Annotated in this window: 11 protein-coding genes; all 11 read right to left on the bottom strand. The window is 38.8% G+C overall.

Annotated features, from left to right (window positions below):
* Positions 1-65 precede the first annotated feature (65 nt).
* A complete protein-coding gene (locus AC3G7N_RS17155; RefSeq protein WP_489423393.1) occupies positions 66-1,637 on the bottom strand; it encodes an FMN-binding glutamate synthase family protein in 1,572 nt (523 codons plus the stop codon).
* Between the two features lie 492 nt (positions 1,638-2,129).
* Positions 2,130-2,750 (bottom strand): thymidine kinase, encoded by a 621-nt coding sequence (locus tag AC3G7N_RS17160; RefSeq protein ID WP_489423394.1) that lies wholly within the window; start codon positions 2,748-2,750, stop codon positions 2,130-2,132.
* Between the two features lie 651 nt (positions 2,751-3,401).
* Complete coding sequence (locus AC3G7N_RS17165; RefSeq protein WP_489423395.1) at positions 3,402-3,647, bottom strand: type B 50S ribosomal protein L31; 246 nt, start codon at positions 3,645-3,647, stop codon at positions 3,402-3,404.
* A gap of 191 nt (positions 3,648-3,838) precedes the next feature.
* Complete coding sequence (rho, locus tag AC3G7N_RS17170) at positions 3,839-5,119, bottom strand: transcription termination factor Rho (protein ID WP_489423396.1); 1,281 nt, start codon at positions 5,117-5,119, stop codon at positions 3,839-3,841.
* A gap of 335 nt (positions 5,120-5,454) precedes the next feature.
* Positions 5,455-6,423: a class II fructose-bisphosphatase gene (gene glpX, locus AC3G7N_RS17175; RefSeq protein ID WP_489423397.1), complete on the bottom strand. Its 969-nt coding sequence runs from the start codon at positions 6,421-6,423 to the stop codon at positions 5,455-5,457.
* A gap of 103 nt (positions 6,424-6,526) precedes the next feature.
* Positions 6,527-7,813 (bottom strand): UDP-N-acetylglucosamine 1-carboxyvinyltransferase, encoded by a 1,287-nt coding sequence (murA, locus tag AC3G7N_RS17180; protein WP_489423398.1) that lies wholly within the window; start codon positions 7,811-7,813, stop codon positions 6,527-6,529.
* A 182-nt stretch (positions 7,814-7,995) separates the two neighbouring features.
* Positions 7,996-8,631, bottom strand: a complete 636-nt coding sequence (gene fsa, locus AC3G7N_RS17185) for a fructose-6-phosphate aldolase (protein ID WP_489423399.1) — start codon at positions 8,629-8,631, stop codon at positions 7,996-7,998.
* Between the two features lie 67 nt (positions 8,632-8,698).
* A complete protein-coding gene (fba, locus tag AC3G7N_RS17190; protein ID WP_489423400.1) occupies positions 8,699-9,562 on the bottom strand; it encodes a class II fructose-1,6-bisphosphate aldolase in 864 nt (287 codons plus the stop codon).
* A 129-nt stretch (positions 9,563-9,691) separates the two neighbouring features.
* Positions 9,692-10,051: a response regulator gene (locus AC3G7N_RS17195; protein ID WP_489423401.1), complete on the bottom strand. Its 360-nt coding sequence runs from the start codon at positions 10,049-10,051 to the stop codon at positions 9,692-9,694.
* Between the two features lie 172 nt (positions 10,052-10,223).
* The gene (gene pyrG, locus AC3G7N_RS17200) at positions 10,224-11,837 is read right to left on the bottom strand and encodes a CTP synthase (protein WP_489423402.1); all 1,614 of its coding nucleotides are present in this window, start codon (positions 11,835-11,837) and stop codon (positions 10,224-10,226) included.
* A 174-nt stretch (positions 11,838-12,011) separates the two neighbouring features.
* Positions 12,012-12,536, bottom strand: coding sequence for a DNA-directed RNA polymerase subunit delta (gene rpoE, locus AC3G7N_RS17205; protein ID WP_489423403.1), 525 nt, complete (start codon positions 12,534-12,536; stop codon positions 12,012-12,014).
* Positions 12,537-12,803: the final 267 nt, after the last annotated feature.

Genomic DNA, 12,803 nt, shown 5'->3' on the forward strand with positions numbered 1-12,803 from the left:
ACTTTTGTATCTTTAATTATGTTCTACAGCTATGTTCCTACTACTGCCCCAAAGTGCACCCGGCTCTATGCCTCATCCTCCAACTGCGAAACTGTTCCTTTTTCATCTTTATACACGACATGTTCAGATGAAAAATGCACTGGCGAATCCAGCCCTGCTGCAGCTGCAATACGGAATAAACCTTTTCGCATGGTGATTACATAGTTTGCAGTACGCCACTTCTTTTCATCGACGACAAGGGCTTTTTGTAAATGCGGATCTGTTGTTGCAACACCTACTGGACATACATTTGACTGGCACTTCAATGTTTGAATACAACCAACTGTTATCATAAAACCACGTGCAACATTAGCAAGATCTGCACCCATTCCAAGCGCAATTGCTATTCTGTCAGGAGAGAATAACTTTCCTGAAGCGATAATTTTTACACGGTCACGAACACCATATTTTTTCAATGCAGCTTGAACCAATGGAAGTGCGGATTTAATCGGTAATCCAACACTATCTGTGAGTTCTTGATAGGAAGCTCCTGTCCCTCCTTCACCACCGTCAACAGTGATAAAATCCGGGCTTTGATCTAAATCTCTTATATGCTTAGCTAGTTCGTCCGCTTCATGCTTACTGCCGATAACTATTTTCAGTCCGACTGGTTTGCCGGTAACTTCGCGGATACGTTCAATAAATCCGAATAGTGATGGGATGTCACCGAATTCGGTAAATCTATTTGGACTATCAATTGATTTGAAGGCTTCCACTTTACGAATTCTTGCAATTTCTTCGGTAACCTTTTCAGCATCAATGTGCCCACCTCGTGTCTTTGCACCTTGTGCCAATTTGACCTCAAATGCTTTTACTTGAGGGATTTGGCTTTTATTTAACAGTTCATCCCAATCAAAATTTCCTTCAGGATCCCTAACGCCAAATAAACCTGGTCCGATCTGCATGATGATATCGACACCACCCTTAAGGTGATAATCCGATAATCCACCTTCACCAGTATTCATCCATGTACCTTTTGCGATTCCTAACCCTTCCGAAAGTGCGGTTATTGCCCGATCTCCGAGTGAACCATAGCTCATGGCAGACATACCAATTTGACCAAGCAACTTGAACGGATATTTTGTGTTTGGCCCGATAACAATTGCATCTTCTTCCTTTAATAAATAAGCACTTGACTCATGTTTTTCTAGACGCTCTTCCCTTTCTGTAAATAAGGGATCCTTAATTAATAGATAGCGACCTGTTGTTATTTTAGTTTCCATATCCATTTTCAACTCTTCTGTAAGTTTTGGAAACATGGAATTCCGTACATAATAACCCGCACTTTCAAAATCTCGTTGTGAACCAAAGCCAACTACGTCACGCTTATATTTTGCCTTTTTCACAATGTGCTGGAAGTCCCTTCTAGAAAAAGGCTTGCCCTCATTGTCATTATTAAAAAAATATTGGCGAAGCTCAGGACCAATTTTTTCGAAAAAATAGCGTGCTCTACCTACAACGGGATAATTACGTAGAACTGGGTGTTGCTTCTGTGTTCGGTCAACAGAATATATATATATCCCAATTATTACTAACACAACCACGACAGCTGCAACTGTCACAAATCCTATAATCGTCATGATGTCTGCTACATTCATTCATTCATCCTACCTTCCACATCTATTCTAATTATGGTTAGGATGTTTCATTTGAGGGATAACTATACTAAGAAAAACTGGACAACAGAAACCTCTAATATACTTATTTTTTCCTGACCGTGACCTTTTGACCGTATTAGGATTATGGTAGGGAAATCGAAAACAATATATTACCGAATACAAAAGAAAAGCTCAGGGCGCCTTGAAAGACACGACAAGCATAAGCAGAGCGGTCCAGTGTGCGTGCTTTGCTCACACGGAAGCGAACTGCTTATGTCTCGAGTGTCTAGGCGCTGAAGCTAGACAGTTAAGAAAAGCGCAAGGGCCTTGAAAGACACGACAAGCATAAGCAGAGCGGTGCAGTGTGCGTGCATTGCTCGCACGGAAGCGAATTGCTTATGTCTCGAGTGTCTAGGCGCTGGAGCTAGACAGTTAATCGCCAAAATTCTATACTTTCTTTACTCTAAAAAAAAAGAGCGCTCAAGGCACTCTTTACTTAGCTAATTTTGATAATGTTTTTAGAATAGGATTACTGGGTTTACATGGAACCTCGTGATGGTGACGACATCTTGGCTCATATGATTCTGATGCACCAACCAATATAACCGGATCATCATATGATGCTGGCTTACCATTAATTAAACGTTGCGTCCGACTTGCTGGCGACCCACAAACAGGGCAAATAGCGTTTAACTTAGTAATTGACTCGCTTAGGGCCATCAACTTTGGCATTGGTCCGAACGGTTCTCCGCGAAAGTCGGTATCAAGTCCGGCAATGATTACGCGAATACCTTTATTTGCAAGCTCGTCCGCTACATCCACAACACTTTCATCAAAAAATTGAACCTCATCAATTCCGATGATGTCCACGTTACTATCTATATGTTCAAGAATCTCTTGTGAGTTACTTACAGGTCTTGCAATGGTGGAAGTTCCATTGTGGGAGACAACAGAATCCTCTGCATATCGATTGTCCAACGCAGGTTTGAAAACACGTACAGATAAGTTACCATACGTAGCGCGGCGGACCCGTCGAATTAATTCCTCTGATTTGCCTGAAAACATACTTCCGCAAATCACTTCTACCCAACCACTTTGTTTCATTACGTACATGAGCTGAGTCTCCTTTCACAGATGTTTCTCTTTACCTTATTTTATCATTAAATGTTGAATTATGTATTGGAAATTTAAGCTTATTTTTTTCAGCTGGAAAGACTAAGTGGTTACTTTTAATTGGAATCGCGCGGTTATTACCTCTATTCGCGCAATAAACCATTAAAATCGAGTAGCAAAACTAAAATGACTGCTTATTGCGCGATTTCACTGCGCCAGCGCACGATTTTTGCTGTTACCGCGCGATAATGTAGTTTTATTGCGCGATTCTTTGATCTCAACCATGTTGAAAGAACAAAGATTTTTGTTTAAAAATAAAAACAGACAAAATAAGACATTTTGTCTGTTCTTAAAACGCAGTCGCCTACGCTTTTTATTTCAATCCAGCTTCGGCGCTCATTGTCTATTGACCTTCCCACTCCTCCTTGCGATAAGTCAACACCGAATCGCTTTCACTCTTCGTGTTTCCTTTATCTCATGCGGAGTAGTCCAGGTCATACGACAATAAACGAGCGCCTACGCTTTTTATTCAATCCAGCTACACGGGCTAGCGACTCGAGACATAGTCAATAAACACTCCGAGCACGAAAGGCATGTGCTCTACGGTTTCTTGTCTATGCTTTTCGTCGCTGAGCAAGCCCGTTCCGCTTTTTAATTCATATTATATTTTTTCTTGAATCGATCTACACGGCCGCCGACTTTATCAGCTTTTTGTTTACCTGTGTAGAATGGGTGTGAATCTGAACTTACTTCCACACGGATTAATGGGTATGAGTTACCATCTTCCCACTCAATTGTTTCTTCCGAGTTTTGAGTTGACCCGCTTAGAAATTTAAAATCTGAGCTTGTATCAAGAAATACTACTTTTCTGTACTGCGGATGAATATCCTTTTTCATGTCATTACACTCCTTTTTGCCCTGAATCCTTTGGAAACAGAGTTATTGTAAGAGCCATCATAGGTTTTTTACCTTATCGAAACTCACATTAATCAATTATACCAGTCTAATGATTTGATTGCAATAAGTTACTACAATTCAATCTGTCACTTTAATCTAGCTACGGCTCCTAGCGCCATCGCTTTTTATTTCTACTTCTTTGTCCCACGTCTGGACATGTCTTCATCCATTTGCTGGAAGAATTCATCATTATTTTTTGAAGCCCTAAGACGTTTTAAGAAACGATCAAGAAATCCTTGTGAATCCTGCATCGTTTTGCGGACTGCCCAAATTTTATCAAGATGTGATTTTGGAACGAGTAATTCTTCTTTTCTCGTACCTGATCGCAAAATATCAATTGCAGGGAAAATGCGGCGTTCTGCAAGGTTGCGATCCAGGTGTAATTCCATGTTTCCTGTTCCTTTAAATTCCTCATAAATTACATCATCCATCCGTGATCCTGTATCAACTAGCGCAGTTGCTAAGATGGTAAAACTTCCACCTTCTTCAATATTTCTTGCTGCACCAAAGAAACGTTTCGGACGATGAAATGCTGCTGGGTCAATACCACCAGATAATGTTCTACCACTTGGCGGTATTACAAGGTTATATGCTCTAGCAAGTCTTGTGATACTGTCCATTAATACAATAACGTCGCGTTTATGTTCCACTAAACGCATCGCTCTTTCTAGTACTAATTCGGATACTTTAATATGACTTTCCGGAACTTCATCAAAGGTTGAACTTACCACATCAACGTTTGGATGTACGGAACGTTCGATATCAGTAACTTCTTCTGGACGCTCATCAACTAATAATATAATCAACTTTGCATTTGGATGATTTTTTGAAATGCTATTTGCAATTTCTTTTAGTAGCATCGTTTTACCAGCCTTAGGAGGCGCTACAATTAAGCCACGTTGACCAAATCCAACTGGTGTCATCAAATCAATAATCCTGGTAGATAAACTTTTTGATTCTAATTCCAACTTCATTAAACGATCTGGATATAATGCTGTAAGCGCTGGAAAATGGACACGTTCCTTAGCGCTTTCAGGGTCATCACCGTTTACTGCATCTACATGCAATAAACCATAATACCGTTCGTTTTCCTTTGGTGGGCGAACCTTTCCTGATACTCGATCACCATTTCGCAAATCAAAACGACGGATTTGTGATGCAGATATGTAAATATCCTCTGCACTTGGTGAGTAGTTAATTGGACGCAGGAAGCCAAATCCTTCTGATGGAATGATTTCTAAAATCCCGTTCATGAATAAAAAGCCATCTTTTTCTGCTTGAGCTTTTAAGATAGAAAAAATAAGTTCACGTTTTGTTAGTTTTGCATAATAAGAGACTTTGTACTCTTTTGCTAATGCATATATTTCTTTTAATGTTAATGTCTCTAAGTGAGATATTGTTAATTCAGCCATAAAATCACCACGCCTATTCATTTTTACAATCTGTTTAAGAAACTATCTGTTTTGATAAACTATAATAAAATTGACCGACTTACCATGTAAACGATGAGATTTCCTTTTCTAGTATGAAGGTAAGTTCATGAAGATAGGAAGAATTGCCGGAAGCTAGTGTAGGAGTTTCTTTACTACGGTATCAACTATAATAACCATTCTGTATCACTATTAAACATCTACAATATTACCTGTTTCACTAGTAAGATTCAACTCTATTTTTTGTCGCTTCCTGAAAAGTTGGGTTTAATAGATAAGGAAGCCAGTTTTACGTGGCTTCCCAGTCCCTATTATATTTATGGTTCCATTACAAGATTAGGTTTCTTTTGTAAACTGTGCTCGCCATCGATAAACCGTACTGTACCACTTTTTGCTCGCATAACAACTGTTTGTGTAGTTGCTTTTGTGCCTTTAAATTGGACACCTTTTAACAATTCACCATCTGTTACACCTGTTGCAGCAAATATTGCGTCATCGCCACCACAGAAATCATCCATGGTTAATACCTTATCAAAATCAGAAATGCCCATTTTTTTACAACGGTCACGTTCTTCTTCATTTGATGGGATTAATTTCCCTTGTAGTTCTCCGCCCAAACACTTTAAGGCAACAGCAGCTAATACACCTTCTGGCGCGCCACCGATACCAAATAAAATATCGACTCCAGTATCATCAAACGCTGTATTCATTGCGGCAGCAACATCACCATCAGAAATCAACTTGATTCTAGCACCAGCATCACGAATTTCTTGAATCAATTTCTCGTGACGAGGGCGATCTAAAACAATTGCAACTAGATCTTCTATATGTTTTCCTTTTGCCTCTGCTACGATTTGTAGATTTTTGAGAGTGGGATAGTTAATGCTTACTTTTCCAACAGATTCTGGACCTACTGCAAGCTTGTCCATGTACATATCCGGCGCATGCAAAAGTGATTTATGGTCAGCAATTGCTATAACCGCTAGTGCATTCCATGTACCTTGTGCCACTATATTTGTTCCTTCTAATGGATCAACAGCTACATCCACGCTTGGACCAGCACCGGTTCCAAGCTCTTCACCAATATAAAGCATTGGTGCTTCGTCCATTTCACCTTCTCCAATTACAACCGTTCCTTGCATCGGGATTGTATCAAAAACATCACGCATAGCAGATGTTGCTGCGTCATCAGCCTCTTCCTTTTTTCCTCTTCCCATCCAACGAGCTGAGGACAAAGCAGCTGCTTCTGTTACACGAACTATTTCCATGGTTAAACTTCTTTCCATGATTGAATTCTCTCCCTCTTTTTATGTATTTATTAGAATATTAGGTAAAATTATAAATTAAGAACATCCCCTGACCTATAAAATAAAGGCCAGGGATGTCACTTTAAGAATTCTGAAATTGTTCTACTTCATGTTCTGACATTTCTTCCCGCCATACATTTGCACCTAAGCTAATCAATTTGTCGGTAATTTTTTCATATCCACGATCAATATGCTCAAGACCTGTAATCTCGGTAATTCCATTTGCCATTAAACCAGCAATTATTAAGGAAGCTCCAGCGCGCAAATCAGATGCTTTTACGCGGGCGCCTTCCAGCTGGACAGGTCCAGATACGATTGCCGATCCACCCTCCACTTTGATTAAAGCATTCATTCTTCTCAATTCATCTATATGCTTTAACCTTGCTGAATAGATAGTATCCGTAACTACACCTGTATTAACAGCCTTCGTTAATAAGGTAGTGAACGGTTGTTGCAAATCCGTTGGAAATCCTGGGTACACCAGGGTTTTGATATCAACACTTTTCAGGGGTGCTCGTGGTGCTATTAATAGTTGTTCATCACTTTCCTCAACGGATACGCCCATTTCACGAAGTTTCGCCAAAACAGATTCTAAATGCTGTGGTATTACGTTATCAATCACTACTTCACTACCGGCCGCAGCTGCAGCGATTGCATATGTCCCTGCCTCAATCCGGTCTGGAATAATCGTATGGGTACATCCATGGAGGGTCGGAACACCTTCGATACGAATTACGTCCGTTCCAACACCTTTAATTTTGGCACCCATATTGGTTAACAATGTCGCAACGTCAATAATTTCTGGCTCTTTAGCTGCATTTTCAATAATTGTTTTTCCTTTTGCTTTAACCGCTGCAAGCATAATATTGATTGTTGCTCCTACACTTGAAACATCTAGATATATACGTGCACCAGTTAGTTCTTTTGCCCGGATATAAATAGCTCCTTGTTCGTTGGTAACAACAGCTCCAAGTGCTTCAAAACCTTTAATATGCTGGTCAATTGGGCGAGGTCCTAAATGACAGCCACCTGGCAAGCCAATTACAGCTTGATTAAACTTTCCTAGCATAGCACCCATAAAATAATAGGATGCACGTAGTTTCTTTACCTTGCCATTTGGTAACGGCATGGAAACCATGTGTTCAGGATCAATATTCACCTTTTGACCATCCCATTCGACTTTCCCACCGATTTCTTCAAGTAAGTCTCCGAGAGTGTAAACGTCAGAGATTTCTGGTAACCCCTCAATCGTTACGTTTGAATCAGCTAATATGGCAGCAGGCAATAACGCAACTGCACTATTTTTCGCACCACTAACTCGAACTTTTCCATTTAAAAGATTTCCACCTTCAACTAACATTTTTTGCATTTAGATACCCTCTTTTCGAGGCTGCTCAAATATTTTTGAACACTCATGTTTGATTTGTTATCTTAGGTTGTACAATATTTCCAATTTCATTCCCTAAAATTTACTAATTTTTTACTTTTATGGACAAAGTGAAAGTTTTAGCCGAAGCGAGGGTGCCAGGCACCCATTCTCGGGCGTTTGCGTTACTTATTCCAATCTGCTAGAAACTTTTCAATTCCTTGATCGGTTAATGGATGTTTTACTAGTTGACCTAAAATCTTATATGGAATAGTTGCAATATGTGCACCATTCAATGCCGCATCAGTCACATGTAGAGGATGTCTGATCGAAGCTGCAATAATTTCTGTATCGATACCGTGACGGTCAAAAATACCTGCAATCGTTGCAATAAGATCCATACCATCCTGTCCGATATCGTCAAGACGGCCGAGGAATGGTGAAACATAGGAAGCACCTGCGCGGGCTGCTAAAAGCGCCTGATTAGCATTGAATATTAGGGTTACATTTGTTTTAATATTTAAATCGCTGAATGCCTTAACAGCTTTTAGACCTTCAAGCGTCATTGGTACTTTTACTGTAATGTTAGGTGCGATTGCTGCGAGTTCCTTACCTTCTTCAATCATACCTTCTGCATCTTCAGCAATTACCTCAGCACTTACTGATCCAGAAACTTCATCTGTGATTTCTTTCAAACGATCATGGAATGAAATATTTTCCTTTGCTACTAGGCTTGGATTTGTCGTTACACCAGCTAGTATACCTAATGCATTAGCAGAACGTATATCATCAATATTCGCTGTATCAATAAAAAATTTCATGTAAGTTCCTCACTTTCGTCCATTATTCGTGCATTAATTTCTAGCTTCAGCTTCTTGGTGTTCGCGTCTACGCTTGGTTAGATGAACCAAATTCGCGCATTTTACCTATAACTGTTTCTTTAATAGCGTCACGACCAGGTCCCATGTATTTTCTAGGATCATATTGTTCTGGTTGTTCAGCTAATACTTCACGAATTTTTTTCGCTTGAGATATTTGGTTTTCCGTATTCACATTAATTTTTGCACTACCTAATGAAATCGCGCGTTTAATGTCTTTTGTTGGAATACCTGTTCCACCGTGTAATACAAGTGGGATATTTGTAAGATTCATTACTTCTTCCATACGATCAAATCCAAGGTTTGGTTCGCCTTTGTATGGGCCATGGACAGATCCTAATGCTGGAGCAAAGCAATCAACGTTTGTTTCTTTAACAAGTTTTTCACATTCAGATGGGATAGCGTAAGCCGCTTCTGCATCTTCAACAATTAAATCATCTTCTTGTCCACCAACACGACCAAGTTCTGCTTCTACAGATACACCGTGAAGATGTGCAAGTTCTACTACTTTTTGCGTAAGGGCTATGTTTTCATCTAATGGCAAGCTTGATGCATCAATCATTACGGATGAAAATCCTGCTTGAATAGCTTGTGCACATTTTTCAAAGCTTGAACCATGGTCAAGATGAATAGCAACTGGAACAGTTGTCCCGTATTCCTCCATTAGTGCTTTAACCAATGAAACAACGACTTTAAAGCCACCCATGTATTTTCCTGCACCCTCAGAAACTCCTAAAATCACTGGAGATTTCTCTTCTTCAGCAGCCTGAAGAATGGCTTGTGCATATTCCATATTATTTAAATTAAATTGTCCAACAGCATAACCATTTTCTTTGCCCTTTTCGAGCATTTCTTTCATTGAAACTAATGCCATGAAAAAATCCTCCTCTTAGATGAGTCCGTTCCACCTATTTTTAATTAATTTAGCTACAGTATAAGAATACCAATTAGAGTATCAAGTCGCAACAAAAGAGTGATTATCTAGTGTAGCTAAGAAGTTTTTCTACTCTATTATATCATTCACTATATTACATACATCAACGATATTAAATGGTTTAGCTAATACATGCTTTATCAAAGAACACGACTCAGCTTCTTGCATTAATTCTTCAGCTAGTCCACTCATTAGAATAGCCGGAATCATTATCTTTTCATTTTTTAATTGATGCAGAATTTGCACACCATCTATGATTGGTAATTTGTAATCCAATATCATCAAATCAAATGTACACGAATAATTATAATCCAACGCTTCCTGCCCCGTATTAGCTGTTGTTACTTGATACCCTTCATTTGTTAGTACCTCTTCTAGTAAAAAGCGAATACCAGGTTGATCATCTACAACTAAAATATGCTTTCTCATCTTGTATATCCTTAACCTTTCCTCATTCTCTTGTATCAGGTCCCCTGCTACCCGAATTTCTCTCTATAGTATACAATTATTACCGATTTTTCGCATAAGAAGCAAGACCCAAATTTCACCAACATATACCCGACAAAACCCGCATATTATCTGCGGGTTTTGTGGTTGTCTATTATTTGCTATTTTCAGTCGTACTTACAACTGCACCGATAAACCCTTTGAACAATGCTTGTGGGTTTGTTGGACGCGATTTAAATTCTGGGTGAAATTGGCAGGCAATAAACCAAGGATGGTCTGTTATTTCAATCGTCTCAATCAAACGACCATCAGGACTAGTTCCTGAAAAAATAAATCCATTATCTTCCATTTGTTGTCTGAAATCATTATTAAATTCAAAACGATGGCGATGGCGCTCGTACACTAGATCTTCATTATCATAGGCTGCTTTTGTTTTTGTACCATCTTGTAATTTACATGGGTAAATACCTAGTCTAAGTGTACCACCAAGATCTGATATATTTTTTTGTTCTGGTAATAAGTCAATGATTGGATATGGCGTATTTGGATCTATTTCGGCTGAATGTGCTCCCTCTAAGCTAAGGACATTTCGTGCAAATTCGACTGTTGCAAGTTGCATTCCGAGACAAATACCAAAGAATGGTATATTGTTTTCACGCGCATAGCGAATCGCTTCAATCTTACCTTCAATTCCACGATCACCAAAACCACCTGGGACAATAATTCCGTCAACACGTGATAATTCGTGTTTGATCGTTTCTTTATCCAATTTTTCTGCATTAATCCAATGAACAGACACATCCGTGTCATATGGATAGCCTGCGTGTTTTAGCGCTTCTACAACTGATAAATAGGCGTCAGGTAATTCGACATACTTTCCAACCAGACCAATTGTAGCAGTTTTTGACAAATGACGAACCTTGTTCACTAATCCCTTCCATTCATCCATATCTGCTGGTTGACACTCTAAGCCAAAATGCTCACAGGCTAACTGATCCAACTGTTGTTCTTGCAACGCGATTGGAACTTGATACAGAATATCAGCGTCGCGCATTTCAATAACTGCTTCCTCGTTAATATCACAGAATAACGCAATTTTTTCTTTCATATCCTTGCTAATTGGCAGTTCTGTCCGCAGCACAATTGCATCAGGCTGAATACCTAATGAACGCAATTCTTTTACACTATGTTGGGTAGGCTTTGTTTTCATTTCTCCAGCCGCTTTAATATATGGTACTAGCGTACAATGGATGTACATGACATGGTCACGACCAATATCACTCTTAATTTGCCTAATTGCTTCTAAAAATGGCAGGGATTCGATATCACCAACAGTTCCACCAATTTCAGTTATAACAACATCAGCCTTAGTAGCTTGACCAGCACGATAAACCTGTTCTTTAATTTCATTTGTAATATGGGGGATTACTTGAACAGTGCCACCTAAATAGTCGCCACGACGCTCTTTTTTTATAACGCTAGAATACACTTTTCCTGTAGTAATATTGCTATATTTATTTAAATTAATATCAATAAAACGTTCATAGTGACCAAGATCAAGATCTGTTTCTGCTCCATCTTCTGTTACAAAAACTTCACCATGCTGATATGGACTCATTGTTCCAGGATCAACATTAATGTATGGATCAAATTTTTGAATCGTCACCTTCAGCCCACGATTTTTCAACAATCGTCCTAAAGATGCTGCTGTAATTCCTTTACCTAGCGATGAAACCACACCGCCCGTTACGAAAATATATTTAGTCACGTTGCATCCCTCTTTCTATTATAACCTTATCATTTCAAACTTTAGATATATTATTGCAAATAAAACAAGAAAAGCGCTCCCCCACTATTCAGGGGGAACGCTTTGTAAATGTAAATTTCACGAGCCCAATAAAAATTGTAGCATAAGGGTCAAAAAAGTCAAGTTTACTTTTGGTTATTTTTTACCCTTTTTCTTAACTTCTTTTTCGTCTTCCTCTTCATCGTCATCTTCGTCATCTTCATCATAATCGTCGTCGTCATCTTCGTCATAATCATCATCATCGTCTAGATCATCTGACATTTCTTCAATATCCTCATCAACAATGTCCAGCTCTTCTTCTTCTTCTTCTTCTTCATAATCATCTTTTTTCTTTTTTGCTTTTTTCTTAACAGCGGCTTTCTTTTTCTTTTTCTTCGGAGCTGCAGCAACTTCTTCGTCACGTTGCTCAACGGTGTACCAACGCTTTAATCCCCATAGGTTTTTGCCTGTAGTCATAAAACGGCCATCAATATTTAAGTCTGTATAAAATTGTGTAATGTTAATTTCTTTTTCCTTTTCCGTAAATCCTTTTAGTTCTGCAATTTTTTTGAAAATATCTCTAAAGTCCACTGCCTTCTTTTTATCCAATAAAATTAAATTTGCTAATTCAATCATGGACATTCTCGAGATTTCCTCGTGGCTATATTTTTTCAAGCTCACGTAATGCACTCCCTTTATATGTAAAATTATTAGTTAAAATTTCTTTATGCCGATAACCATATCATACATTATAAACAAATCTTTACCAATTATGCTAGAGAAACACACAAAAAAGTTGAGAAAGCACATATGATTTTCTCAACTAAACTAAATTAAGTGTAATTCTGGTTCCCGAAATCAGCTATTACCCAATTATATCAACGTTTGTTCTCGGATTTCAACATTCGTTTCGTTATATCAACGCTCGTTCCCGGATTTCAACATTCG

This window comes from Virgibacillus carmonensis (genome assembly GCF_057836705.1).

Coding starts and splice junctions, on each gene's coding strand:
- fba (WP_489423400.1), bottom strand. CDS start 9,562: ATGGCATTAGTTTCAATGAAAGAAATGCTCGAAAAGGGCAAAGAAAAT.
- rho (WP_489423396.1), bottom strand. CDS start 5,119: ATGGCTGAATTAACAATATCTCACTTAGAGACATTAACATTAAAAGAA.
- AC3G7N_RS17155 (WP_489423393.1), bottom strand. CDS start 1,637: ATGAATGTAGCAGACATCATGACGATTATAGGATTTGTGACAGTTGCA.
- AC3G7N_RS17165 (WP_489423395.1), bottom strand. CDS start 3,647: ATGAAAAAGGATATTCATCCGCAGTACAGAAAAGTAGTATTTCTTGAT.
- AC3G7N_RS17160 (WP_489423394.1), bottom strand. CDS start 2,750: ATGTACGTAATGAAACAAAGTGGTTGGGTAGAAGTGATTTGCGGAAGT.
- murA (WP_489423398.1), bottom strand. CDS start 7,813: ATGCAAAAAATGTTAGTTGAAGGTGGAAATCTTTTAAATGGAAAAGTT.
- glpX (WP_489423397.1), bottom strand. CDS start 6,423: ATGGAAAGAAGTTTAACCATGGAAATAGTTCGTGTAACAGAAGCAGCT.
- AC3G7N_RS17195 (WP_489423401.1), bottom strand. CDS start 10,051: ATGAGAAAGCATATTTTAGTTGTAGATGATCAACCTGGTATTCGCTTT.
- fsa (WP_489423399.1), bottom strand. CDS start 8,631: ATGAAATTTTTTATTGATACAGCGAATATTGATGATATACGTTCTGCT.